We start from the raw sequence: 25,745 nt of genomic DNA on the forward strand, positions 1-25,745 counted from the left end.
GGCCTAGCGGCGGCCGCGCGGGCGGAGCCTGCCGCCCGGCAGCGGGGGAGCGGGGATGCGCTGGCCGTCGTGTCCGTCCACGTGGCCGAACCTGGTCTGATCCGGGTCCTCCCAAGCGGTTCGCGCCGCGACGATGTCCTCATGGGATCGTGCGACGAAGTTCCACCACATCACGAGTTCCTCGTGGAACGGCTCGCCGCCGAGCAGGAACACCACGGCGCCCTCGTCCGAGGCGAGAGCCAGCTCATCGCGGCCGGTCCCGAGGTAGAGCAGCGGGCCGCGTTCGAGCCGCGTCCCGTCCACTTGCAGCGCACCGGAGATGACGAGCACCGCGTGCTCGAAGTCCCACCGCAGCGGCAGCACCGGCGCGGCTCCCGGCTCGATCGTGATCTGCGCGCCGACGATCGGCGTGAACACCGTCGCGGGCGAGGTGGCACCGGCCAGTTCGCCGAGGACGACGATGCCTTGTGCCCCTGCGAGTTCGAAGCGCGGCAGGTCGGTGTGCCGCTCGAATCCGGGGGCGATGCCGCTGCCGCCGTGGGGGAGTGCGACCCACAGCTGGAGGCCTTCGATGAGCGGTGCCTCGCCCAACGAGAACTCGGAGTGCGCGATGCCGGGGCCGCTGGTCATCAGGTTGAGCTGCCCGGGCCGGAGTACGACGTCGGAGCCGAGGCTGTCGCGGTGCCGGACCTCGCCCTGCACGGGCCAGGTGACCGTCTGGAGCCCGGAGTGCGGGTGCGGCAGCACCTGCATGTCGGTGCGCTCGGGCCCGAACTGGTCGAGGAAGCACCACGCGCCGACCGTCGGGATCTCCCGTTGCGGCAGCGTGCGGCTGACGTGCATGGCCCGGACGCCGCCGAGCGGCACGTCCCGGGCCTCCAGCAGCACCGCTTCGGGCCCATCGGTGCCCGAGGACCGGCAGGGCTCTTCCACGGGGCGAACCTCGAGATTGCTCACGCGGTCACCGTAGCGCGGGAGCCACGGATCGGATCTGAACCGCGCCATCAAAAGAATATATATCGACATCGAGGCATTTTGCCTCGGTCAACCGGCGTTGCTCGGCCTCGCGGTCGGAACCGCGGCGACGCCGCCTAGGAACAGTTCGATCCAGCGCTCACGCGCCCTGGGTGGTTGGTCGACCGGGACGGTGGCGAAGAGCAGAAAGAAGTCCTCAATGTCGAGATCGGTCCGAAGGTGCCCGGACTGCTTGCCCGCCTTGAGGATCCGCTCCATGGCGGCGGTGCCGCGCTCGATGGGACGGGCGATGTCGTACTGCGCGCCCAGGGCCCGCGCCGCGGCCTTGGCGGCCTGGTCGCTGGCGGCGAGCTCGACCGTGGTGAGGAGGAAGCGCCGGAACTCCGTGAGGGCGTCCGCGCCGGCCTCCATGCGGTCGGCCGTGGCCTCGACCTCGGTCATGATCCGCTCGACGTGGGATTCGACGACGGCCGCGACCAGAGCGTCCTTCGTGGGGAAGTGGCGGTAGAGGGTCCCGACCGCCACGCCGGCCTCCTCGGCGATGGCCTCCATGCGGACCTCGGTTCCGTGGGCGACGATCTGCCGGTCCGCTGCCTCCAGGATCTTGGAGCGGTTGCGGGCGGCGTCGACGCGCAGCGGGCGTTCCGCGGTCATCCCGTCTCCTCTCGTTCGGACCCGCATCGTATGGCATCGCGTCTTGAGGCGTGCGCCGTGAAGTTTGCAATAACCTGAATCATGGTTCATGATTAAGCTGAACTCAAGTTCAGCTTATCTCGCGATCGGGCCGCCGCCCGCCGCGAACCCGACAGGAGGTAACCGATGAGCACCAGGCAGTGGACCGCCGCCGACATCCCCGACCAGACCGGCCGCACCGTCGTCGTCACCGGCGCCAACAGCGGCCTCGGCATTGAGACGGCCCGCGCGCTGGCCGGGCGCGGCGCGCACGTGATCATGACCGCCCGCTCCGAGGCCAAGGGACGTGCGGCGGCCGAGGACATCCGGGCCGGCTTCCCGCGCGCGAACCTCGAGGTGCGCACGCTCGACCTCGAAGACCTCGACTCCGTCGCGGCCTTCGCCGACAAGCTGACCGTCGACCGGGGCCGCCTCGACCTCCTGATCAACAACGCCGGCGTCATGGCCCCTCCGCGCTCGCTGAGCCCGCAGGGCCACGAGCGCCAGTTCGCCACGAACCACCTCGGTCATTTCGCGCTGACCGGCCGGCTCATGGGTCTGCTCGAAGCGGGCCGAGACCCCCGCGTGGTCACCGTGTCCTCGCTCGCGCACGGGCACGGGCGCATCCACTTCGAGGACCTCACCGGCGAGCGGCGCTACAGTTCGATCGCCTTCTACGGGCAGTCGAAGTTCGCCAACGCCGTGTTCGGCCTCGAACTCGATCGACGCCTGCGCGCCGCCGGGAGCCCCGTACGCAGCCTGCTGGCGCACCCGGGCTTCTCCGCGACCAGGCTCGCCGCGAACGGAATGAACGCTCCGATGCGGTTGGTCACGAGACTCATCATGCCGTTCGTCACCCAGTCGCAGGCCGACGGCGCACTGCCCCAGCTGCGGGCCGCCGTCGACCCGGGAGCGCAAGGCGGGCAGTACTACGGCCCTTCCGGCAAGAAGGAACGCAAGGGCCACCCCGTCGTGGTCGACACGATCCCGGAGGCGAAGGACCCGGAGACTGGAACGCGACTGTGGACGCTCTCCGAGGAGCTCACGGGCGTTCGGTTCGCGCTGGCCGCCGCCTGACCGCGCGGGCGGCGGACGCGCGTGACTGAGTAAGGGGCCGGATCGGCCGCGGACGGCTCGCGGCCGATCCGGCCCCGCTTCAGTTGTTGACGCATCATCTATTTCGCGCTACAGTTCGCGAAGAAGAACATGACGCATCATGTACGGCTGCGGAACCGTCCGCTCGCCGGTGCGCCGTGAAGGAAAGCAGAGGCAGCCATGCCCGCCGTCACCGTCGAAGACGTCCTCGTCCTGCCCCGCCTGCCGCAACCGGACCCGGCCCAGACCCGCTTCCGCGAAGTCCGCCGCCTCATCACCGCCCCGCTCGGCATGGAAGGCGAGGGCTTCCAGGTCCGCCGCGGCTTCGCGGGCATCCCCATGGCGGAACTCGACCCGTTCGTCCACTTCGACCACATGGGCGAGGTCGACCTCGCCCCGGGCGAGCCCACCGGCGCGCCCTGGCACCCGCACCGCGGCTTCGAGACCGTCAGCTACGTCATGGACGGGGTCATCGAGCACGAGGACTCCAACGGCGGCGGCGGCCGGATCACCGACGGCGACACCCAGTGGATGACCGCCGGCGCCGGCATCCTGCACAACGAGATGCCGCCCGAGAGCTTCGTCATGAGCGGCGGCGTCGTCCACGCCACCCAGCTGTGGGTCAACCTGCCGCGCGCGCAGAAGTTCGTCCCGCCGCGCTACCAGGACATCCGCGGCGGCGAGTCCGCGCTGGTGACCACGCCCGACGGCGGGTCGCTGATCCGCATCATCGCCGGGGACATCGCCGGACACGCGGGTCCCGGCTCCACCTACACACCGATCACCTTGGCGCACATCACCATCGAGCCCGGCGCGCAAGTGGACCTGCCCTGGCACCCGGAGTACAACGCGATCGTCTACGCCCTGGCCGGGGCGGGCACCGTCGGCAACGACCGGCGCCCGTTCCAGATGGGCCAGACCGCCGTCTTCGGCCCCGGCGACGCCCTCCGCGTCGCAGCGTCGCCCCGGCAGGACTCCCGCACGCCGAAGCTCGACCTGTACGTGCTGGGCGGCCGGCCGATCCGCGAACCGGTCGCGCACTACGGGCCGTTCGTCATGAACACCCGCGCCGAACTCGTGCAGGCCTTCGAGGACTACCAGGCCGGGCGCCTCGGGGTGATTCCCGCGAAGCACCTCCCGCACACCGACTAACGGGCATCGCCCCGGGATTCGTGGAATCCTGGGGCGAGGCCCTACCGACGGGAGACGCATCGCATGGCGAACGAGGAGTACCGGATCCGATCCCTGCCGGTCGGCACGGGCAAGGTCGGGACGCGGGTCGAGACCGACTCGATGGGCCCGATCGAGGTGCCCGCCGAGCATTACTGGGGCGCGCAGACCCAGCGCTCTCTGCACCACTTCGCAATCGGCGAGGACCGCATGCCGACCGCCGTCTACCGGGCCTTCGGCCGCTTCAAGCAGGCCGCGGCGCTCGTCAACGCCTCCTACGGCCTCCTCGACCCGCTGCTGGCGGAGGCCATCGTCACCGCCTCCGGCGAAGTGATCGCCGGCGACCTCGACGCCGAGTTCCCGCTCTCGGTCTGGCAGACCGGCTCGGGCACCCAGACCAACATGAACGTCAACGAGGTGATCGCCAACCGCGCCAACCAGCTCCTCGGCCGCGAGCTCGGCGCGAAGACCCCGGTCCACCCCAACGACCACGTGAACCTGAGCCAGTCCTCGAACGACAGCTTCCCCACCGCGATGCACCTTGCGACGCTCCTGGCGCTGCGCGACCGGACCCTGCCGCAACTGGACGCGCTCACCGAGGCCATCCGGTTCAAAGCCGAGCAGTGGGTCGACGTGGTGAAGATCGGCCGCACCCACCTCCAGGACGCCACACCGCTCACCGTCGGACAGGAATGGTCCGGCTGGGCCGCGCAACTGCGCGACGCGCGTGTGCGCCTTGAAGACTCGCTGACGAGCATCTGCGGCCTCGCCGCCGGAGGCACCGCTGTCGGCACGGGCATCAACGCTCCCGACGGCTTCGGCGAGGCCGTCGCCGCGAAGCTCGCGGAGCTGACCGGGCTGCCGGTGATGACCGCCCCCAACAAGTTCGCGGCACAGGCCTCTCTGGACGGCATGGTCGCCGTCAGCGCGGGCCTGCGCGGCGTCGCCGTCGCACTCATGAAGGTCGCCAACGACATGCGCTGGCTCGCTTCGGGGCCGCGCGCGGGCTTCGCCGAACTCCGCCTGCCCGCCAACGAACCCGGCTCGTCGATCATGCCCGGCAAGGTCAATCCGACCCAGCAGGAGGCGACGCTCATGGTCTGCCTCCAGGTCATCGGCGAGGACTCGATCGTCGCCGCCGCCGGGGCCCAGGGGCACTTCGAGCTGAACACGATGCGCCCGGTCGTCATCGCGAACGTGCTCCACTCGGCCCGCATCCTCGGCGACGCCGCCGAGAAGCTCAAGGACTTCAGTGTCGAAGGCACGCAACTCGACCGCGCGAAGATCGCCGAGCACGTCGACCGCTCGCTGATGCTCGTGACCGCGCTGAGCCCGCACATCGGCTACGACAAGGCGACCGCCATCGCCCACAAGGCCGACGAAGAAGGCTCGACGCTGCGCGAAGCCGCACTCGCCTTGGGCGTCAGCGCCGCCGACTTCGACCGCATCGTCGACCCCGCGACCATGGTCGGCCACCCGCGAAGGGACCTCGGCCTGCCAGAATGATCGCCATGGAGATCACTGCCGCGACCGCGAAGGCGACCAGTCTCGCCGCCCTCTTCGACCGGCTCAACGAAGCCAACGGCCAGAACGCCTGGTCCGGGCTCGACCTGGCGCTCGGGTTCGTCGGCGACGTGGGCGACCTGGTGCGGCAGGTGCAGGTCGCCGAGAACATCCGCACCTACCCCGGCGGCCGCGAGGCACTCGAACACGAACTCGCCGACTGCCTGTGGTCGGTGCTCATGCTGGCCGACCGCTACGACGTGGACCTCGCGGCGGCGTTCGAGAAGACCACGACACAGCTGGAGGCCAGGGTGTCGGCCAAACTGGCTGCGCTGGCGGAGACCGAGACGGCCGCCTCCTCGATTGCCGAGTGACCGAGCGGCAGGCCCTGAACCACTCCAGACGAGACCTCGTTCCACGCTGGAACGCCAACTGCCCTACGCTCGATGCAATTACCGGGAGGAGGTCTGATGGCGCGAGCGTCACGGACGCAAGAGGTGGTCGAGCAGGTCCTCGACGCCATCATCGACGGCAAGTTGCGGCCGGGTGAGCCGCTGCCTCCCGAGGGGGACCTCGCCGACGAGTTCGGCGTCTCCCGGCTCACCCTGCGCGAGGCCGTGCGGCTGCTCCAGGCCCAGGGCGTCATCGTCCAGGTCCCCGGCCGGCGCCACCGCGTCGCGCCCGTAGCGCAGTGGACCGGCCTCGAATCGGTGGTGCGGCACGCGCGCAGCGCGGGGGAGCGGAAGCGCTCGTCGCTCGAACTGCTCGAGGTGCGCATGATGATCGAGACCGGCGCCGCCCAGCTCGCCGCCGAGCGCCGCTCCCAGACCGATGTCGACGCGATGCACGAGCTCATCGAACGCATGAAGGCCGCCCACGCCCGGACCGACGTGGCCGCGTTCGTCGAAGCCGACCTCGCATTCCACGACGTCATCCTTCACGCCGCGGACAACCGCATCCTCGTCGCGGCCCTGCTCCCGCTCACCACGATGCTCGCCGAGACCCGCAGCGAGACCAGCGCCGTCTCGGAGATCCGCGAGCACGCCATCGCCGAGCACACCGCGATCGTCGCGGCCATCGCCTCCGGGGACCGCCTCGCCGCCCGCGACGCCATGGCCAGCCACATGGACCAGACCCGTGGTGACCTGCTCGAATACGTGCATTCGCGCCGCTAGCGCGCCCTTATTGTTCGCAAGGACTTGACGAAGCCGGAATCCTGAGAGAGGATATCTGATATCTGATACCTACAGGCTTCAATGCCTGGAGCGAACGAAGGAGTTCACGTGGACGTCGAGATCCTGCTCGCCTCCGTACCCGCGCCCGTCCTGGTCACCGGGGCCGACGTGCGGGCCGAGACCGACCCGGCCTCCGTCCTCGTGGTCCTCGACGACGACCCCACCGGCACCCAGTCCGTAGCCGGACTCCCCGTCCTCACCCGCTGGGACGCCCCCGACCTCGACTGGGCCCTCGCCACCGGCGCGAACGCCGTCTACGTCCTCACCAACACCCGCTCCCTCGACCCCGACACCGCCGCCCAGCGCAACCGCGAGGTCGTCGCCGCCGCGCTGGCCGCCGCCGAGCGCGCGGGCAAGCGGCTCACCTTCGTCTCCCGCTCCGACTCGACCCTGCGAGGCCACTTCCCGCTCGAGACCGACGTCCTCACCGAGGCCATCGAGGCCCACGGCGGACGCCGACCCGCCCTCACCCTGCTCGTGCCCGCATTCCCCGACGCCGGACGCATCACCGTCCATGGTGTCCATTACTGGGTGGTCGACGGCGCCGCCACGCCGGTCGGCGAGACGCCGTTCGCGCAGGACGCCACCTTCGGCTTCAAGTCCTCTGACCTTCGCGAGTGGGTCGAAGAGAAGACCGGCGGGCGCGTCGCTGCCGACGAGGTCGCCGTGCTCGCCGTCGACATCATCCGCTCCGGTTCCGAGGCCGTCGCCGATTTCCTTCGGGGCCTGGGCGAGGGCACCATCGTCGCCGTCGACGTCGTGGACGAGACCGACATGCGCGTCGTCGCCCTCGCCCTCCACCGCCTCGAACGCGAAGGCGTCCAAGCGCTCCTGCGAGTCGGCCCGCCCTACGTGCGCGCCCACATCGGACAGGACATCGCCGAGCCCGTGACCAGGGACCGCATCGACTTCGCCAACGAACGCGGGGGACTGGTCGTCGTCGGCAGCCACGTGCCGCTCACCACCGCCCAGCTCGGCGCGCTCCGAGAGGCGCGACCCGACACCGCCACCATCGAACTCGATGTGCGCCAACTGATCGACGACCGCCGAGAGACCCACCTCGCCGCCCAGGCCGCCGCCGTAGCCGAGGCACTCGAAGGCGGCACGGTCATCGTTCACACCACCCGCGAACTCGTGACCGGCAGCACCGGCGACGAAAGCCTCGCCATCGCCCGCCAGATCTCCAGCGGCGTGGTCGACCTCGTCGCCCGAGTCCTCGAACTCGCGCCGCCGCGCTTCGTCATCGCCAAGGGCGGCATCACCTCCAGCGACACCGCCTCCGAGGCCCTCCGCATCCGGCGCGCCACCGTCATCGGCCCCATGCTCCCGGGCATCGTGTCCCTGTGGCAGCCCGAGGACGGACCGGCGCTCGGCATTCCCTACATCGTCTTCGCGGGCAACGTCGGCGCCACCGACTCGCTCGCGCAAGTGGTCGACACGCTCGTCGGCTGACCGTCCCCGAAAGATTGGAATACCAATGAACAGCAATGTCGCTGTCATCGGCCTCGGCGCGATGGGCCTGCCCATGGCCTCGCGCCTGGCCGAACGCTTCGAGGTCCGAGGGTTCGACATAGCCTCGGAACGCCTCGCCCTCGCCGAAGGACACGGTGTCACGCCCGCCGCATCCGCCGCAGAGGCCGTCGCCGGAGCCGGGACGGTCCTCGTCGCCGTCCGCACCGGCGAGCAGCTCAACACCCTGCTCTTCGGGGACAACGGGATCGCCGGGCACCTCGATGCCGGCGCCGTCGTCGTCCTCACCAGCACCGTCGGCACCGAAGGCATCGCCGAGACCGCCGCGCGCCTCGCCGAACAGGACGCCCACCTGGTCGACGCCCCGCTCTCGGGCGGGCCCGTCCGCGCCGGCGAAGGCGACCTCCTCATCGTCGTCGGCGCCGAACCCGCCGCCCTCGCCAAGGTCAAGCCGGTCCTCGACCAGCTCGCCTCCACACTGTCCATCGTGGGCGACCGCCCCGGTGACGGCCAGGCGCTCAAGACCGTGAACCAGCTCCTGTGCGGCGTCCACATCGCCGCCGCAGCCGAAGCGCTCGCGCTGGCCGACGCCCTCGGGCTCGACCGCGAGCGCACGCTCGAAGCGCTCACGGCAGGCGCCGCGAACTCCTTCATGCTCGGCAACCGCGGCCCGCGCTCGCTCCAGGCCTATGACGAAGGCGGGGCCGAAGTGCTCAGCCGCCTCGACATCTTCGTGAAGGACCTCGGGATCGTCGGCAAGGCCGCCCGCGGCGCCCACCTCGCCGCGCCGGTCGCCGCCGCGGCCGAGCAGCTGTTCCTCATCGGCGAGGCCCAGGGCCTCGGCGGGCTCGACGACTCCGCGGTCATCCGCGTCGTCGCCCCCGCACTGCGTAACCAGAAGGAGGCCTAGCCATGGGTTTCGAGCTACCTCTCGGCGCACTGATCCTCGTCGGCCTCGCCGGCGTCGCCCTGCTCCTGCTGCTCATCATCAAATTCAAGATGCAGGCGTTCTACGCCCTCATCCTGACCTCGATCCTCGTCGGCATCGGCGCGGGACTCCCGCTCACCACGATCCCCGCCAGCGGTGACGAACCCGAGAAACTCGGCGTCGTCCAGGCGATCATCACCGGTGTCGGCGGCACCCTCGGGTCCGTCGCCGTCCTGGTCGCGCTCGGCTCCATGCTCGGCAAGATCATCGAGATCTCCGGCGGCGCCGACTCGCTCGCCGGGCGGTTCACGAGCTGGCTGGGCCCCAAGCGGGTCGGCGTCGCCCTCACGGCCGCCGCCGCGATCCTGGCGATCCCGGTCTTCTTCGACGCCGGGTTCATCATCCTGATCCCGATCATCTACGCCTTCTCCAAGGCCGCCGGGCTCAACCCGATCAAGTTCGGCCTGCCCATCGCGGGCATCATGCTCGCCGTGCACGTGGCGGTCCCGCCGCACCCGGGCATCGTCGGCGGCGCGGCCATCCTGGGCGCCGACGTCGGCTGGATCACGGTCCTCTCGCTGCTCGTCTCGATCCCGCTCGCGGTCGCCGCGTACTTCCTAGGCAAGCTGTTCAACCGCCGCGAGTACTCGATGATCGCCGCCACCAAGGCCATGTTCGACAGCTTCGGTGAGAAGGACGGCCTCAAGAACGGCACGCTCGCCGACGGCGAACGCGCCCCCGGTGCGGGCACCGTCATCGGGATCATCGTGCTCCCGTTGGCGCTCATCATGGTCGGCACCACGATCGCTCCGCAGTTCGCGGCCGGCAGCTTCTGGAACGGCCTGCTCTCCATGATCGGCCAGCCGATCTTCGCCCTCGCCGTCGCGATCGGCTTCGCCATGTTCGCGCTCGGGTTCCGGCGCGGCTGGTCGGCCGCGAAGCTCGGCGAGGTCATGGAGTCCGCGCTCCCCGCCGCGGCGGTCATCATCCTGGTGACCGGTGCGGGCGGCGGCTTCGGCAAGGTGCTCACCGAGTCCGGCATCGGCACGGCCGTCGCCGACTCGCTCGCCTCGGCCGGCATCCCGGTCCTGCTCGCGGTCTTCCTCATCTCGCTGATCCTGCGCGCCGCGCAGGGCTCGGCGACGGTGGCGATCACGACCGCCGCCGGCCTCATGCTCCCGGCCGTCCAGTCGCTCGGGCTCGACCCGATCCACCTGGCGCTGGTGGCGCTCGCGATCGGCTACGGCGCCTTGGGCCTGAGCCACGTGAACGACTCGGGCTTCTGGATCGTGACCCGCTACCTCGGGCTCTCGGTCAAGGACGGCCTGCGGGTCTGGACGCCGATGACGACCATCCTCGGTCTCCTCGGCTTCCTCATCACCTCGGGCCTGTACGTGGCGATCCCCGCGAGTTAGACCTCTCCCGGTCCGGCGCTCGGGTCAAGACTGGCGCCGGGCCGGGAGGTTCGCGATGACCGCCTCGGTGACCTCGGCGGTCTTTGCCGTGCCGCCCACGTCGCGGGTGCGGATGCCTTGGGCCGTGGCCGCTTCGATCGCCGCGTCGAGCCCTTCGGCCTCGGCCTTGAGTCCGAAGTGGTCGAGCATCATCGCGGCACTGCCGAACGCGCCGATGGGATTGCACACGCCCTGGCCTGCGATGTCCGGCGCCGAACCGTGGACCGGCTCGAACATGCTCGGGAAGCGCCGCTCCGGATTGAGGTTCGCGCTCGGCGCCAGGCCGAGGCTCCCGGCGAGGGCGCTGCCGAGGTCGGAGAGGATGTCCGCGAACAGGTTCGAGGCCACCACCACCGAGAGCTCCTCGGGCTGGAGCACGAACTTGGCGCTCATCGCGTCGACCAGGACGCTCTCGGTCTCCACGTCCGGATAATCGGCGGCGACGCGCTGGAACACCCGGTCCCACAAGACCATCCCGTACTGCTGGGCGTTGCTCTTGGTCACGCTGGAGACCTTCTTGCGCGGGCGGGTGCGCGCGAGCTCGAAGGCGTACTTGATGATCCGCTCGCAACCCACCTCGGTGAACAGCGCCGACTGGACCGCGACCTCGCCCCGGCCCTCGCGCGAGGCGAACGTGTGCCCGCCGAACCCGGCGTACTCGCCCTCGGAGTTCTCGCGCACCACGACCCAGTCCAAGTCCGTGCGGTCGGCCTTCCGCAGCGGGCTCTCGATGCCCGGCAGGAACCGGACGGGGCGGAGGTTCGCCCACTGGTCGAAGCCCTGGCAGATCGCCAGCCGCAGGCCCCACAGGCTCACGTGGTCGGGCACGGTGGGCCAGCCGACCGCGCCGAAATAGATCGCGTCGAAGGCCTGCAGTGTCTCCAGGCCGTCCTCGGCCATCATCCGGCCGTGCTCGGCGAAGTAGTCTGAGCCCCAAGGGAACTCCTCCCACGCGAACGCGAACCGGCCCCCGCCGTCGGCCTCGATCGCGTCCAGAACGGTCTTCCCGGCCTCCACGACTTCGCGGCCCACGCCGTCGGCGGGGATGGCGGCGATACGGAATTCCTTGGGGCTCATGGCTCCTCCTCGATGCTGACCTCGCAACGAGTGAACAACGCGCGCTTGCCCGATGTCCAAGACCGATCCGCGATCACCGCGATCGGCCGGACCTATCGCCGCCAGTCGGCGGCCAGTTCGAGGAACGACTTCGCCGCCGGAGTGAGTCCCTCCGGGCGGCTCACGAGTGCGATCCGCAGATCCCAGGCCGGCTCGATCCGGTGCACGGCCGCCCCGCCGCGCTCGGCCAACGGCGTCCACGACGAGGGCATCACGGCATGGCCGAACCCGGCGAGCACGAGCGCCAGGATCGAGGTGCGATGCGCGACCTCCGCGGCGATCCGCACCCCGATGCCCCGCGCGATGAGGTCGTCCACGAAGCGGCGCATGTAGGTCCCGTACTGGGAGACGATGAGCCGCAGCCCTTCGAGGTCGACGTCCCGCACCGTCTCGCCGTCCGGGAGGCCGTGGTCGGGCGGCGAGATGAGCACGAGCGGCTGGTCGGCGATCGGCTGCACGCGCAGCTCCGCGGTGCGCACGTCCCCGGCCGAGCCGAGCAGGCCGATCTCGGCGACGCCCGTGCGCACGCTCGCGACCACCTCGTCAGCGGTGAACGCGCCGTCCACGCGGAACTCGATGCCGGGGTGCTTCTCGGCGAAGCGGCACATCATCTCGGTGAGGGGCTCGATCCCGGGGGAGGGCATGGACACCAGGTCCAGCCGCCCGGTCTGGAGCCCCTTCACCGCCTGCGCGGCGGCGCGGGCCGCGTCCAGGTCGCGCAGCACCTGCCGCGCTGGCTCGACGAGCTGGCGGCCCGCCTCGCTGAGCACGACGCCGCGCCCGACCCGGTGGAACAGCTGGACGCCGAGCTCCCGCTCCAGGTTCGCGATCGCCTGCGAGAGCGAGGGTTGCGCGATGTGGATCTGCTCGGCGGCCCGGCCGAAGCCGCCGTGGTCGACGACGGCGAGGAAGTAACCGAGCTGGCGTGCGTCCATGGCCCTCCGCCCCTATCGTCGGCTTTGCGGCAGTCTAGGGCCTGGCCGGTGAATCCGGCCAGGCCCGAGTCAGCCTCCGATGTTCGTCAAGGCGACCATCGCGGGCATGGTCAGGATGATGAGCAGGCCGCCGATGATGTCGAAGGTGATCCCCGAGCGGATCATCCTGGTCATCGGCACGCAGCCGGTGCCGTAGACGATCGCGTTCTGCGGCGTGGAGACCGGCAGCATGAACCCGAGTGACGCCGCGAACGTGGCCGCCAGCGCCGGGACGAACGGGTCGACGCCGGTGGCCACGGCGAGCGGGATGATGATCGGCACCACGACCGCCGCCGAGGCGGTGTTGCTGGTGGTCTCGGAGATGATGATCGCGAGGACCACGGCGAACGCGGTGAGCGCGAAGACGCTGGTGATGCCGAGCGTGTCCGCTGCGCTCTCGCCGATGGTCTCGGCGAGGCCGGTCCCCGAGAGCATGGCGCCGAAGATGATGCCGGTGCCGAAGAGCAGGATGGTGCCCCAGTCGATCTTGCCGGCGTCCTTCCACGTCAGGGTGGCCTGCTGCTTGGACCAGTTGACCGGGAGGATGAACAGCAGTGCGGCGCCGACGACGGCGGCGACGCCTTCGTTGAGCCGGTCGTCGACGACCGCGTAGGCCTCGGAGTTGATGCCGGAGACCAGGCCGACGACGGCCGGGACCAGCCATAGGGACACGGTGACGCTGAAGGCGATCACGGTGTTCTTCTCGGCGCGGCTCATCGGGCCCTGCTCGGCGCGCTTGTTGCGGATGTACTCCTCGACGCCTTCGACGCGGCGCACCTCGGGCTTGTTGATGAGCATGAGGACGGCGGCCAGGATGACGAACATCAGCAGGCAGATCGGCAGGGCGGTGAGCATCCACTGCCCGAAGCCGATCCGTTCGCCGGTGGCCTCCTCGATGAGGCCGCGGCCGATCAGGTTCGGGGGAGAGCCGACGGGTGTGAGGAGTCCGCCGACGCTGGCGCCGTAGGCGAGCATGAGCATGAGGGCCGCGCCGACGCGCAGGGTCATCGGGTCGAAGTCGGGTTTGACGACGCGCTGGTCCTGCATGAGTTTGGCGATGACGGTGAGGATGCCGAGGGCGGTGGGCATGAGCATCGCGACGGTGGCGGTGTTGGACACGAACGCCGAGAGCAGGCAGGTGACCGCGCCGAAGGCGATGATGGTGCGGAAGGTGGAGCGTCCGACGCCGGGCAGGCCGAGGACGAAGAACGCGATTCGTTGGGCCACACCGTGTTTGAGCATAGCTTGGGCGAGGATGAACGCGCCGATGAAGGTGAAGATGGTGGTGGAGCCGAACGGGGCGAGCACTTCGTCGGAGGGTGCGACCCCGAGCAGGATGATGGCCGAGACGCCGATGAGGCCGCCGACCGGGATGGGGATGGGTTCGCAGATCCAGAGGACGACCACGCCGAGGAGGACGGCCGCGAGGCTCTGCTGTGCGCCGGGCATGTCCAAGGGCAGGAAGAAGAAGAGCAGGAATACGGCGGGGGCGAGGAACCAGCCGACGAGGCGGCGTCCCTTCTCGAACTTGGCCTCGGCCCCGGACCTGCCGAGTTCGGTGAGGCTGCGGTAGGTGCTGCCGCTCAGGAGCGTCTTCTCGACGTCGGTGCGGGGCGGCTCGGTGGGGGTCGGAGTGGTCGGGGGCTGCTCGGGTGCCTCGGAAGTCATATGACTCCTCCTTGAGGGATCGACTGTGATCACTGTCTCATCGGGGCGCAAACCGGTCCAAGACCGTCTTCCTCTCCGCCTCATAGCTTCTGCCTATCGGATTATTCGGGTCGATAGTGCGCGAAAGTCAGCGGAAAATCTATTGACATCGAGGATCTTGACTGGGTTAACGGAGATTGTTACCCTTCACATCATTCATTTCCGCTGGACTCAACCTGGAGTGTCAATGTCGACCCCACCCTCACGCCTGTCCCGCCGCGGCCTGCTCACAGCCGCAGCGGCCGTCCCCGCCGCCGCGCTGTTCCCGGCATCGGCTGCAATGGCCCAGACTTCGTACACCGGCTACCTCATGGCCCACTTCATCGGTGAGGGCTCCGGTGGCGAGCAGATCTACCTCTCCCACTCGGACGACGGCCTCAACTGGACCGACCTCAACCGCGGCCAGATCGTCCTGCGCAGCCCGCTGGGCACCAAGGGTGTGCGCGACCCGATCATCGTGCGCAGCCCGGCCGGGGACCGGTACTGGCTCATCGCCACGGACCTGCACATCGGCTCCGGCACTTCCTGGAGCGACGCCGCCAACAGGGGCAGCCGCAACCTCGTCGTGTGGGAGTCCGCCGATCTCGTGAACTGGTCGATCCCGTGGCTGCTGCCCGTCGCCGCGTCTATCAGCGACGCCGGTGACGCTTGGGCGCCCGAGGCCATCTGGGATGCCGCCGCAGGAAACTACTTCCTGTACTGGGCCACCAACTCCACGTTGAACGGCGAGAAGAAGCACCGCATCTGGAGCGCCCGCACCACCGACTTCCGCTCCATCACCACCCCGCAGGTCTACTTCGAACGCCCTGGCACCGAAGAACTCATCGACACCCAGATCATCGAGGCCAACACCGGCGGCTTCCGCTACTACCGCGCCTCCAAGAACACGCAGATCGTCATCGAGGGCGGCAATTCCCTCACCGGCTCGTGGACGCGCCTGGGCGACCTGGCGAACATCACGGGCGGTGGCGTCGAGGGCCCCATGTGGGCGAAGTTCAACGACCGCAACGAATGGGCGCTCTGGCTCGACCAGTACGCCACCGGCCGCGGCTACATGCCCGTCCTGACCACCAACCCCGCGGCCGTCTCCGGCTACCGTAAGGTGACCAACTACAATCTCGGCTCCAACCTGAAGCGCCACGGGTACATCCTCAACCTCACTTCGGCCGAGGAGACCCGGGTTCTGTCTCGGTTCCAGAACCCCGTCTTCAACCGCCTCCAGTCCTACAACTACCAGGACCGCTATGTGCGGCACTACAGCATGGACGTGCGCATCGATCCCGGTGTCAGCCCCGTCGCCGACTCGCAGTTCCGGCTCGTGCCCGGCCTGGCCTCCTCCAGCGCCGTCTCCTTCGAGTCGGTGAACTTCCCCGGCCACTTCCTGCGCCACGTCAACTACGACTTCGTGCTCGCGCCCCGCCAGTCCGGCGGCACGTTCAACGCCGACGCCACCTTCAACCGCGTCGCCGGGCTCGCCGACTCCTCGTGGAACTCCTTCTCCTCCTACAACTTCCCGACCCGCTATATCCGCCACTACGGGTACACGCTGCGGCTCGACCCGATCGGCACCGCGACCGAACGCGCGGACGCCACCTTCCGCGTCACCACCTGATCCCAGACCCGGCCCGGCCCGGCGCAGGCCCACCGCCTGCGCCGGGCCGACTCCTCCGCGTCACCGACTGATCCGATAAAGCCCGGCCCGGCGTGGGCCCCACCGCCCGCGCCGGGCCGATCTTCGCTAAGGAGACCCCTATGACGACTCCTCCCGTCAGCCGCCGCCGACTCTTCCAGGCCGCCGGTGTCGCGGCCGTCGCCACCGCCGCACCCGGCATCGGCGGTGCCCACGCGCAGGCCGCGCTCGCCCCGGCCAGGCCCGACATCGGCGCCGCCGCATCCGAATTCGCCCTCGGACAGGTCACTTTGGACTCGGGCCGCTGGCTCGACAACCAGAACCGCACCCTCTCGTACCTGCGGTTCGTCGACGTCAACCGGCTCCTCTACAACTTCCGCGCCAACCACAAACTGTCCACCGGTGGCGCCGCCGCCCTCGGCGGATGGGACGCCCCCGACTTCCCCTTCCGCACCCACGTCCAAGGCCACTTCCTCACCGCCTGGGCCCAAGCCTGGGCCGTCCTCGGCGACACGACCAGCCGCGACAAGGCGAACCTCATGGTCGCCGAACTCGCCAAATGCCAGGCCAACAACGCCGCCGCCGGCTTCGGCGCCGGATACCTCTCCGGCTTCCCCGAATCCGACATCACCGCCCTGGAGAACGGCACGCTCTCCAACGGCAACGTGCCCTACTACTGCCTCCACAAGACCCTCGCCGGACTTCTCGACGTGTGGCGGCTCATCGGCTCCACCCAGGCCCGCGACGTACTCCTCGCCTTCGCCGGCTGGGTCGACACGCGTACCGCCCGCCTCACCACCGCCCAGATGCAGACCGTGTTGCGCGTCGAGTTCGGTGGCATGAACGCCGTCCTCGCCGACCTCTACCAGCAGACGGGCACCGAGCGCTGGCTGACGGCCGCCAAGCGCTTCGACCACGCCTCGGTCTTCGACCCGCTCGCCGCGGGCACCGACGCGCTCAACGGCCTCCACGCGAACACGCAAGTGCCCAAGGCGATCGGGGCCGTCCGCGAGTACAAGGCCACCGGCACCACGCGCTACCGCGACATCGCCTCCAACTTCTGGGACATCGTGGTCGACGCGCACACCTACGCCATCGGCGGCAACAGCGAGGCCGAGCACTTCCGGCCGCCGAACGCCATCGCCTCCCGCCTCGACACCGACACTTGCGAGGGCTGCAACACCTACAACATGTTGAAGCTGACCCGCGAACTGTGGCTGCTCGATCCCAGCTCGTCCTATTTCGACTTCTACGAACGCGCCCTGCTCAACCACCTCATCGGCTGGCAGAACCCCGCCGACGCCCACGGCCACATCACTTATTTCACGTCCTTGAACCCCGGCGGGCGGCGAGGGGTCGGCCCGGCCTGGGGCGGCGGCACCTGGAGCACCGACTACACCACGTTCTGGTGCTGCCAGGGCACGGGCCTCGAGACGTTCACGAAGCTCATGGACTCGGTCTACTTCAAGGCCGACACCACGCTGTACGTCAACCTGTACACGCCTTCACGACTGAACTGGACCGAACGCGGCATCACCGTCGTGCAGTCCACTTCGTACCCCGTGAGCGACACGACCACGCTCACCGTGACCGGCAGCGCGGCAGGCTCGTGGACGATGCGCCTGCGCATCCCCGCCTGGACCGAAGGCGCCCAGATCAGCGTCAACGGCCAGGTCCAAAACATCGCCGCGACCCCGGGCACCTACGCGGCGCTGACCCGCACGTGGGCCTCGGGCGACACGGTCACGGTGAAACTCCCCATGAGCGTGAAGATGCAGGCGGCCAACGACGACGAGAACGTCTCGGCGGTCGTCTTCGGGCCCACGGTCCTGTCCGGGAACTACGGCAACACCAGCCTCGGGACCCTGCCCTCCCTCGAGGTGGACTCGATCGAACGCACCAGCACCTCCTCGCTCGCGTTCACTGCCACAGCCGACGGATCCACGGTGAACCTGGGCCCGTTCTTCGACGCCCACGGCCACAACTACACCGTCTACTGGAACGCCTCCGGTGACGGCGGCTCGACCTCCGCTCCCGCGTTCAAGCTCTACAACGCCAACTCCAACCTCGTGCTCGGCGTGCAGGACATGTCCACGGCCGCAGGAGGTTTCGCACTCCAGTGGAACGACACGGGCACTGCCGACCACAAATGGGAGGTGGTGGCCTCGGGCTCGAACGTGAAGCTCCGCAACCGCAACAGCGGCCTCGTGCTCGGCGTGCAGAACATGTCCACCGCCGACAACGCCCGCGTCCTCCAGTGGAATGACACCGGCACCGCCGACCACCTGTGGGCGATCGTCGACAACGGCGATGGCCGCCACAAGATCCGCAACACCCACACCGGAAAGCTCCTGGCGATCCTGAACGCCTCGACCGCCGCCGGGGGACAGGCCGTACAGGACCAGGACAACGGGACCGCCGACACCGACAACCTCTGGCGCTTTGTGCCCGACGGGGCCCGGCGCATCCAGAACGTCAACAGCGGCATGGTCATCGGCGTCCAGAACATGTCCACTGCCAACGGCGGCCTCGCCGTTCAGTGGGGGAGCACCGGCACGGCCGACCACTTCTGGACCGCCGTGCTGGACACCGGCGGCTACTTCAAGCTCCGCAACGGCAACAGCGGCAAGGTGCTCGGCGTCGAGAACGCCTCCACCGCAGCGGGCGCGCGTGTCCTGCAATGGGACGACAACGGCACCGCCGACCACCGCTGGCGACTGCGCTACGGCTCAGGCGGCGCCTTCCGCATCCAGTGCGCCAACGGCGGTATGGTCCTCGGCGTCCAGAACGCTTCGAAGACCCAAGGCGCGCAAGTGATCACGTGGAACGACACCGGCGCGGCCGACCACCTCTGGAGGTTCGTCTAGACAGAGGCGTTCTCCTTCACCGGCTCGGTCTGAGCCTTCCCCTGGCGGCGCGGCACGAACGCGACCAGTGCCGCGCCCGCCAGGGCCGCCAGCGCCGTCCACAGGAACCAGTTCCCGAATCTGGTGTAGACGGTGTCGACGTGCCCGGTAGGCACTTCGGCGATCGCCAGGCGCTCGTCCTGGGCGAGGATGCGCCCGTGCTGGTCGGTCACCGTCAGGTGCCCGATCTGGCCGGCCCGGACCAACATGAAAGTGTACGGCGTACACAAGCGGGTCTCGGGCACGCGAAAACCCACCGGCCGCGCGGCCGGAGGGTCAGTGCCCGATCAGGACTCGGTGGTCTTGGGCCTGCGGGCCGCGGGCGAGCACAGCAGCGCCACCGCGACCAGCACGAGCACCACGTAGAACGCGTTCCGCAGGCCCACCTCGTCGCCCAGCAGGCCGATCAGCGGCGGGCCGATGAGGAACGCGGTGTACCCGATGGTGGCCACCACGGCGACGTTCGCGGTGGCCTTTTCGGGGTCGTCCGCGGCGGCGGACATGCCCACCGGGAAGCCGAGCGAGGCGCCGAGGCCCCACAGGACCGTGCCGACGATCGCGAACGGCGCGGTCGGGCCGATGATGACCAGGAGCAGGCCCAGCAGTGCCAGCAGCGCCGACCCGGCCAGGACCGGCACCCGGCCGAAGCGGTCGAGGAACAGGCCGCCGCAGACGCGCCCCACGGTCATCGCGGTGACGAACACGGCGAACACCGCCGCGCCGCCGGGGTTGGAGAGGCCGTAGCCGTCGACCATGGCCAGGCCGAGCCAGTCGTTCGCGGTGCCCTCGGTGAAGGCCATGCCGAGGATGATGAGGCCGATGAGCAGCACGCGCACGTCCGTCCACGCGGCCAGGCGGGTGCGCCAACCGGCGCGCTCGCCCGGCTTCGCCTCGCGCGGCTCCTCGGCCGGCTGCAGGAACCGGACCACGTACAGGGAGACGAGGAGGACCGCGACACCGACGGTGGTCAGGTGGACGCCGGCGGTGACGCCGAACTGCTCGGTGAGGGCGCCGAGGCCCGCGCCGAGCATGGTGCCGACGCTGAAGCCCGCGTGGTACATCGGCATCAGGGTCTTCCCGATGCGCCGCTCGTTGGCCGCGCCGGAGAGGTTCATCGCCACGTCCAGCACCGAGTTGCCCGCGCCGAGGACCATCAGGGCGACGAACAGCGCCCAGTAGTTCGGGGCCAGCCCCGCGATGAGGCCGATGGCGACCAGGCCGACCGCGGTCAGGGCGAGGAACCACCGGATCGCCCCGGTCGCCCCGAGGTGGGCGACGACGTGGCTCGAGGCGATGAGGCCGATCATCGCGCCGACCGCGAGGCCCAGGATGAGCACGCCCATCTCCTGCGTGGTGGCGCCGAGGATGTCGCGCATGTTCGGCACCCGCGCGGCCCAGTTGGCGAACACGAAGCCCGACAGGGCGAAGACCGCGAACACGGCGTTGCGCCAGTGCACCAGCACGGGATCGGTACGTGCGGGGACTTCACGCAGCTCAGAACGGGTCACAGCGGTCCAATCGAACGACGGCGGGCACGGGCCCCGCCCAGCTTGCATCCCCCGGCTCACGTTCGACAAACGATTTCGACACTTGATTCCTAACCGGCTGGTCAGGATGTCGACGGATACGGGGTGAAGCCGCTGCGGTGGTCGGTCACGTCCAGCGGCCGGCCGATCGCGGGGAACGCCCGCTGCGGGCAGCCGGAACGGTCGCACACCTTGCAGCCGGGCCCGATCGGCGTCAGCGCCGCCGGGCTCGCCAGATCGAGGCCGTCCGCGTAGACGAGGCGGTTGGCGTGGTGAAGGTCGCAGCCCAAGCCGATCGCGAACGTCTTCGCCGGAGTGCCGAACCCGCCGTACCGCCGGGTGACCGTGCGCGCCACCCACAGGTAGGCGCGGCCGTCGGGCATCTGCGCGAGCTGCGTCCGGACCTCCCCGGGGTGCGCGAACGCCTCGTAGACGTTCCACAGCGGGCAGCTGCCGCCGACCCGGGAGAAGTGGAAGTCGGTGGCGGACTGGCGCTTCGAGATGTTCCCGGCGCGGTCGACGCGAACGAAGAAGAACGGCACGCCCCGCGCCCCCGGCCGCTGCAGCGTGCTCAACCGGTGGGCGACGGTCTCGAACCCGACCCGGAACCGGCGCTGCAAGAGATCGATGTCGTACCGCAGTTCCTCTGCGGCGCTGCGGAACGCGCCGTACGGCAGGATCAGCGCGCCCGCGAAGTAGTTCGCCAGGCCGATCCGTGCCAGCGCCCGCGCTTCCGGGCCCGACAGGTCGGCCGTGGCCACGAGGTCGTCGATGAGGTCGGCGTGCGCCGCGAGCGCCAGGTGCGTGGCGAGCTGGAAGGCGCGCTGGCCCGAGGTCAGCAGGGGAGAGATGCGCAGGACGCGGCCCTCGGGGTCGAAGCGGCGTTTGGCGCCCGCCTGATCGTCCGGACCCAGGTCGGTGACGGTGGTGCCGTGCCGATCCCGCAGCAGGCGGGCCAGGCCTCCCGCCAGATCGGTCGGGTCGAGACCGGCCTCGGCGGCGATCAACTCCGCGGCACTGTCCAGCTCGGGCACGTAGTTCCGCTTGGCGTAGAACAGGTCCCGCACCTCCTCGTAGGCGGTGGGCGCCGCACCGGCGTCGAGTTCGGCGCTCATCGCCGTATTGCGCTCCACGGCATGCCGGTAGCGGCGGTGCAGGTCGACGACGTACCGGGCGAGTTCGGGCATGCCCTCGGCGAGCTCGCGCGTCTGGTGCGGCGAGACCTGATCGGCGTGCGCGGTGTCGGCGAGCGCGTCCCGCAGCTGGGCGTCGAGCCGGTCGCTCTCGGCGGCCGAGAAGCGCTGCACGTCCACGTCGAAGACCTCGGCGAGCCGCAGCAGCACGGGGCCCGTGATGGGCCGCTGGTTCGACTCCATCTGGTTCACGTAACTGGTGGAGATGCCCAGCGCGGCGGCGAGCGAGGCCTGCGTGAGGCCCTGCTCCTCGCGGAACCTGCGCAGCCGCAGACCGACCTTCGCCGTCTTCAACGCCATGAACAGGCCCTTTCACAAGATTCACAAAATGGGTCCGATATTTCCACAAGAAACCACATGTTCAGTGCTTTCAAGCGGATCGGTGGTTGTACATACTGTGAAGATACCGGCAGTGAAGAAGGGCGGGCAACCAGTGGGCGAAGTCCAGAGCGCGGGGCCGACGATCGCGGACGTCGTGTTCCGCGATCAGTTGAACCACCGCGGGACCCTCTTCGGCGGGTCCGCCATCGCCTTGATGGACCGGGCCGCGCTGCGCGCCGGCGAACGCCGCGAGGCCGTGCGCGGCGCGTTCCGCATGGTCGCCACCGAGGTACCCGCCCACTGGCCGGCCATCACCGAAGCACCGCAAGGAGTCGCATGATCGAGCACGCCGTCCGCGCCTACGCGTCCCGTGAGGACCTGCCGCGGGAGGAGCAGCTGGCCTGGAAGATCGCCGAGGTCGCGACCGACCCCGTCGCCGTGGAGGCCGACGTGGCCGAGATGATCGGCAACCGGGTCATCGACAACGCCGCCGTGGCCGCCGCCTCGCTCGGCCGCCGTCCGGTCGCCAACGCCCGCGCCCAGGCCTTCGCCCACCCGTACCGCCCCGGCGCGGCCGTCTTCGGCGCCGCGCCCGAGGTGCGCAACTCGCCCGAGTGGGCCGCGTGGGCCAACGGGGTCGCCGTGCGCGAGTTGGACTTCCACGACACCTTCCTCGCCGCCGACTACTCGCACCCGGGCGACAACATCCCGCCCATCCTCGCCGTGGCCCAGCACCGGGGCCTGGACGGGGCGGCGCTCGTGCGCGGCATCGCGACCGGCTACGAGGTCCAGATCAACCTGGTGCGCGGGATCTGCCTGCACGAGCACCGGATCGACCACATCGCCCACCTCGGCCCCTCCGCCGCCGCCGGGATCGGCACCCTCATGGGCCTCGACGCCGAGGTGATCTACCAGGCCGTCGGCCAGGCGCTCCACACCACCACGGCCACCAGGCAGTCGCGCAAGGGCGCGATCTCGTCCTGGAAGGCCTACGCGCCCGCGTTCGCGGGCAAGACCGCCGTCGAAGCGGTCGACCGGGCCATGCGCGGCGAAGGCGCGCCCTCGCCGATCTGGGAAGGCGAGGACGGCGTCATCGCGCGACTCCTCAGCGGACCGAAAGCGCAGTACACGGTCCCGCTGCCCGCTCCAGGGGAGCCCAAGCGCGCCATCCTCGACTCCTACACCAAGGAGCACTCGGCCGAGTACCAGAGCCAGGCGCTCATCGACCTCGCCCGGCGCCTCGCCCCGCGCATCGGCGACCTCTCGCGCATCGCCGAGATCGTGATCCGCACCAGCCACCACACCCACAACGTGATCGGCACCGGCGCGAACGACCCGCAGAAGACCGACCCGGACGCCAGCCGCGAGACCCTCGACCACTCCATCATGTACATCTTCGCGGTGGCCCTCGAAGACCGCGACTGGCACCACGAACGCTCCTACACCTCCGAACGCGCCCACCGCGAATCCACCGTTGCGCTGTGGCGCAAGGTCCGCACCCTCGAAGACCAGGAGTGGACCCGCCGCTACCACGACCCGGACCCCGACAAGCGCGCCTTCGGCGGCCACGTCACCGTCGTCTTCGACGACGGCACGACCCTCGACGACGAACTCGCCGTCGCCGACGCCCACCCCAGAGGCGCAAGGCCCTTCGCACGCGACCAGTACCTCGCGAAGTTCCGGTCCCTCGCCGCCGGCGTCATCGAACCCTCCGAACAGGACCGCTTCCTCGACCTCGCCTGCCGCATCGAGACGCTCGACGCCACTGGCGTCCGCGCCCTCAACCTGGCCGCCCCGACCGGATCGCTCAACGCACCCTTGAGTGGAGGACTCTTCCGATGACACAACGCATCTCGCCGTCCCAGAAACGCAAGGCGCTCCGTGCCGGACTCGCCTCCGGCCGCCTCCAGCGGCTGCCCGGAGCCTTCTCGCCGCTCGTCGCCCGCGCCGTCGCCGACCGCGGCTTCGAAGGCGTCTACGTCTCCGGTGCCGCACTGGCCGCCGACCTCGCGCTGCCCGACATCGGCCTCACCACGCTCACCGAGGTCGCCGGGCGCGGCGGCCAGATCGCCCGCGCCACCGACCTGCCCACTCTCATCGACGCCGACACCGGCTTCGGCGAGCCCGCCAACGTCGCCCGCACCATCGCGGCCTTCGAGGACGCCGGCCTCGCCGGATGCCACCTCGAAGACCAGGTCAACCCCAAGCGCTGCGGGCACCTCGACGGCAAAGAGGTCGTACCGACCGCCCAGATGCTGCAGCGGGTCCGCGCGGCCGTCCAGGCCCGCGCCGACCCCGACTTCGTCATCTGCGCCCGCACCGACGCCCGCGCCCTCGAGGGCCTGGACGCCGCCATCGACCGCGCCAAAGCCTATGTGGACGCCGGGGCGGACATGGTCTTCCCCGAGGCGCTGCGCACCGAATCCGAGTTCGCGGCCTTCCGCGAGGCGGTCGACGTGCCGCTCCTGGCGAACATGACCGAGTTCGGCACCTCGCCCGCACTCACCGCCCGCCAGCTGGAGAACCTCGGCTACAACCTCGTGATCTGGCCCGTCTCCAGCCTCCGGGCCGCGATGGGCGCCGTCGAGGACCTGTTCGACACCTTGGAGGCCGAGGGCACCCAGGCCTCCCATGTGGACCGGATGCAGACCCGCGCCCGCCTCTACGAACTGGTCGACTACGCCTCCTACGCCGAGTTCGACCGGCAGCTCTTCGACTTCAAGATCCCCGGGAGGGACGCATGAACACCGAAATCCACAAGGGCCTCGCCGGAGTCGTCGCCGACACCACCGCGATCTCCGAGGTCGTCCCCGAGACCAACTCCCTCACCTACCGCGGCTACCCCGTGCAGGAACTCGCCCGCGGCCGCTCGTTCGAGGCCGTCGCCCACCTCATCTGGTACGGCGACCTGCCCGACCGGGCCGCACTCGCCCGCTTCGCCGAACGCGAAGGCGCGCAACGGGAGGTCACCCGCTCGACCATCGCCGTCATCGACCGCCTCCCTGACAACTGCCACCCGATGGACCTGCTGCGCACCGCCGTCAGCTGCCTCGGCGCCGAGGACCCGGCCGAGGACGACAACAGCCCGGCCGCCAACCGCGCCAAGGCCGAGGCGATGTTCGCGAAGCTCCCCACCGTGATCGCCCACGACTTCCGCCGCCGCAAAGGCCTCGACCGCATCGCGCCCGACCCCGGCCTCGGCTTCGCCGAGAACTTCTTCCACATGTGCTTCGGCGCGGTGCCCGAGCCGGAAGTGCTGCGCTGCTTCGAGGTCTCGATGATCCTCTACGCCGAGCACAGCTTCAACGCCTCCACCTTCACCGCCCGCACCGTCGCCTCCACCCTCTCGGACATCTACTCCGCCGTCACCGCCGCGATCGGCGCCCTCAAAGGCCCGCTCCACGGCGGCGCGAACGAGGCGGTCATGCGCATGATGCTCGACATCGGCGACCCCGCGCTGGCCCGCGACTGGCTGCACGAACGCCTGGCCGCCAAGGAGAAGGTGATGGGCTTCGGCCACCGCGTATACAAGGACGCCGACTCGCGCGTGCCGACCATGAAGGCCGCGTTCACGAGCATGGCCGAGATCCGCGGCGGCGAACGCTGGGTCGCGATGTACGAGGAACTGGAGTCGGCCATGCTGGAGGCCAAGGGCCTCCACCCGAACCTCGACTTCCCGGCCGGGCCCGCCTACTACCTCATGGGCTTCGACATCCCGATGTTCACGCCGCTGTTCGTCATGTCCCGCATCACGGGTTGGACCGCGCACGTGATCGAGCAGCTCGAGTCGAACGCGCTGATCCGGCCGCTGAGCGCCTACACCGGGCTCGCGCAGCGCGCGATCCCGCTGGCGGCCTGACCGTCACGGGG

At 69.9% G+C, this 25,745-nt stretch carries 22 protein-coding genes; 14 read left to right on the forward strand and 8 right to left on the reverse strand.

All coding sequences use genetic code 11. From position 1 onward, the window contains the following. Nucleotides 1–3 precede the first annotated feature (3 nt). Nucleotides 4–957: a pirin family protein gene (locus ACFO8M_RS15775; RefSeq protein ID WP_387977257.1), complete on the reverse strand. Its 954-nt coding sequence runs from the start codon at nt 955–957 to the stop codon at nt 4–6. Nucleotides 958–1,044: 87 nt separating this feature from the next. Continuing rightward, entirely contained in the window at nt 1,045–1,629 is a 585-nt protein-coding gene (locus ACFO8M_RS15780; protein WP_387977258.1) for a TetR/AcrR family transcriptional regulator, read from the reverse strand. 165 nt (nt 1,630–1,794) lie between these two features. Here ACFO8M_RS15780 and ACFO8M_RS15785 point away from each other — a divergent pair, with 165 nt between their 5' ends. From ACFO8M_RS15785 to ACFO8M_RS15820, 8 genes are all read left to right on the forward strand, one after another. After that, entirely contained in the window at nt 1,795–2,724 is a 930-nt protein-coding gene (locus ACFO8M_RS15785) for an oxidoreductase (RefSeq protein ID WP_387977260.1), read from the forward strand. 198 nt (nt 2,725–2,922) lie between these two features. Continuing rightward, entirely contained in the window at nt 2,923–3,894 is a 972-nt protein-coding gene (locus ACFO8M_RS15790; protein WP_387977262.1) for a pirin family protein, read from the forward strand. Between the two features lie 63 nt (nt 3,895–3,957). Continuing rightward, complete coding sequence (locus ACFO8M_RS15795; protein WP_387977264.1) at nt 3,958–5,418, forward strand: class II fumarate hydratase; 1,461 nt, start codon at nt 3,958–3,960, stop codon at nt 5,416–5,418. A 5-nt stretch (nt 5,419–5,423) separates the two neighbouring features. Next, on the forward strand, nt 5,424–5,789 hold the full coding sequence (locus ACFO8M_RS15800) for a MazG nucleotide pyrophosphohydrolase domain-containing protein (RefSeq protein WP_387977266.1): 366 nt from the start codon (nt 5,424–5,426) through the stop codon (nt 5,787–5,789). A gap of 96 nt (nt 5,790–5,885) precedes the next feature. Further along, a complete protein-coding gene (locus ACFO8M_RS15805) occupies nt 5,886–6,590 on the forward strand; it encodes a FadR/GntR family transcriptional regulator (RefSeq protein WP_387977268.1) in 705 nt (234 codons plus the stop codon). Between the two features lie 81 nt (nt 6,591–6,671). Continuing rightward, nucleotides 6,672–8,102 carry a four-carbon acid sugar kinase family protein gene (locus tag ACFO8M_RS15810; protein WP_387977270.1) on the forward strand — a complete coding sequence of 477 codons (1,431 nt, stop codon included), beginning with the start codon at nt 6,672–6,674 and terminating at the stop codon, nt 8,100–8,102. Nucleotides 8,103–8,127: 25 nt separating this feature from the next. After that, on the forward strand, nt 8,128–9,030 hold the full coding sequence (locus ACFO8M_RS15815; protein WP_387977272.1) for an NAD(P)-dependent oxidoreductase: 903 nt from the start codon (nt 8,128–8,130) through the stop codon (nt 9,028–9,030). 2 nt (nt 9,031–9,032) lie between these two features. Beyond that, entirely contained in the window at nt 9,033–10,463 is a 1,431-nt protein-coding gene (locus ACFO8M_RS15820; RefSeq protein ID WP_387977274.1) for a GntP family transporter, read from the forward strand. Between the two features lie 24 nt (nt 10,464–10,487). Here ACFO8M_RS15820 and ACFO8M_RS15825 read toward each other — a convergent pair whose 3' ends face one another. The 3 genes from ACFO8M_RS15825 to ACFO8M_RS15835 all read right to left on the reverse strand — a co-directional run bounded on the left by ACFO8M_RS15825 (nt 10,488) and on the right by ACFO8M_RS15835 (nt 14,260). Next, on the reverse strand, nt 10,488–11,579 hold the full coding sequence (locus ACFO8M_RS15825; RefSeq protein WP_387977276.1) for a tartrate dehydrogenase: 1,092 nt from the start codon (nt 11,577–11,579) through the stop codon (nt 10,488–10,490). A gap of 92 nt (nt 11,580–11,671) precedes the next feature. Further along, nucleotides 11,672–12,553, reverse strand: a complete 882-nt coding sequence (locus ACFO8M_RS15830) for a LysR family transcriptional regulator (protein ID WP_387977278.1) — start codon at nt 12,551–12,553, stop codon at nt 11,672–11,674. Nucleotides 12,554–12,622: 69 nt separating this feature from the next. Further along, nucleotides 12,623–14,260: an SLC13 family permease gene (locus tag ACFO8M_RS15835; RefSeq protein ID WP_387977279.1), complete on the reverse strand. Its 1,638-nt coding sequence runs from the start codon at nt 14,258–14,260 to the stop codon at nt 12,623–12,625. Between the two features lie 226 nt (nt 14,261–14,486). Between ACFO8M_RS15835 and ACFO8M_RS15840 the strand changes: the two genes are divergently transcribed. Continuing rightward, nucleotides 14,487–15,911 (forward strand): glycoside hydrolase family 43 protein, encoded by a 1,425-nt coding sequence (locus tag ACFO8M_RS15840; RefSeq protein ID WP_387977281.1) that lies wholly within the window; start codon nt 14,487–14,489, stop codon nt 15,909–15,911. Between the two features lie 140 nt (nt 15,912–16,051). After that, on the forward strand, nt 16,052–18,796 hold the full coding sequence (locus tag ACFO8M_RS15845) for a beta-L-arabinofuranosidase domain-containing protein (RefSeq protein WP_387977283.1): 2,745 nt from the start codon (nt 16,052–16,054) through the stop codon (nt 18,794–18,796). Here ACFO8M_RS15845 and ACFO8M_RS15850 read toward each other — a convergent pair. The 3 genes from ACFO8M_RS15850 to ACFO8M_RS15860 form a co-directional block, all read right to left on the reverse strand. After that, nucleotides 18,793–19,044, reverse strand: a complete 252-nt coding sequence (locus ACFO8M_RS15850; protein WP_387977285.1) for a hypothetical protein — start codon at nt 19,042–19,044, stop codon at nt 18,793–18,795. The genes ACFO8M_RS15845 and ACFO8M_RS15850 overlap by 4 nt on opposite strands. Before the next feature lie 78 nt (nt 19,045–19,122). Then, complete coding sequence (locus ACFO8M_RS15855; RefSeq protein ID WP_387977287.1) at nt 19,123–20,343, reverse strand: MFS transporter; 1,221 nt, start codon at nt 20,341–20,343, stop codon at nt 19,123–19,125. Between the two features lie 101 nt (nt 20,344–20,444). Next, nucleotides 20,445–21,848, reverse strand: coding sequence for a short-chain fatty acyl-CoA regulator family protein (locus ACFO8M_RS15860; protein WP_387977462.1), 1,404 nt, complete (start codon nt 21,846–21,848; stop codon nt 20,445–20,447). Nucleotides 21,849–21,987: 139 nt separating this feature from the next. Between ACFO8M_RS15860 and ACFO8M_RS15865 the strand changes: the two genes are divergently transcribed. From ACFO8M_RS15865 to ACFO8M_RS15880, 4 genes are read left to right on the forward strand one after another with little or no spacing between them, the layout of a single operon-like run. Next, on the forward strand, nt 21,988–22,215 hold the full coding sequence (locus ACFO8M_RS15865; protein WP_387977289.1) for a hypothetical protein: 228 nt from the start codon (nt 21,988–21,990) through the stop codon (nt 22,213–22,215). Then, nucleotides 22,212–23,717 carry an MmgE/PrpD family protein gene (locus tag ACFO8M_RS15870; protein WP_387977291.1) on the forward strand — a complete coding sequence of 502 codons (1,506 nt, stop codon included), beginning with the start codon at nt 22,212–22,214 and terminating at the stop codon, nt 23,715–23,717. The genes ACFO8M_RS15865 and ACFO8M_RS15870 overlap by 4 nt, the downstream gene beginning before the upstream one ends. Further along, nucleotides 23,714–24,619, forward strand: a complete 906-nt coding sequence (gene prpB / locus ACFO8M_RS15875; RefSeq protein WP_387977293.1) for a methylisocitrate lyase — start codon at nt 23,714–23,716, stop codon at nt 24,617–24,619. Before ACFO8M_RS15870 ends, prpB begins: the two co-directional genes overlap by 4 nt. Further along, complete coding sequence (locus tag ACFO8M_RS15880) at nt 24,616–25,734, forward strand: bifunctional 2-methylcitrate synthase/citrate synthase (protein WP_387977295.1); 1,119 nt, start codon at nt 24,616–24,618, stop codon at nt 25,732–25,734. Before prpB ends, ACFO8M_RS15880 begins: the two co-directional genes overlap by 4 nt. The last annotated feature ends 11 nt before the right edge of the window (nt 25,735–25,745 follow it).

Source organism: Glycomyces rhizosphaerae (assembly GCF_042647865.1).
GTDB lineage: Bacteria > Actinomycetota > Actinomycetes > Mycobacteriales > Micromonosporaceae > Glycomyces > Glycomyces rhizosphaerae.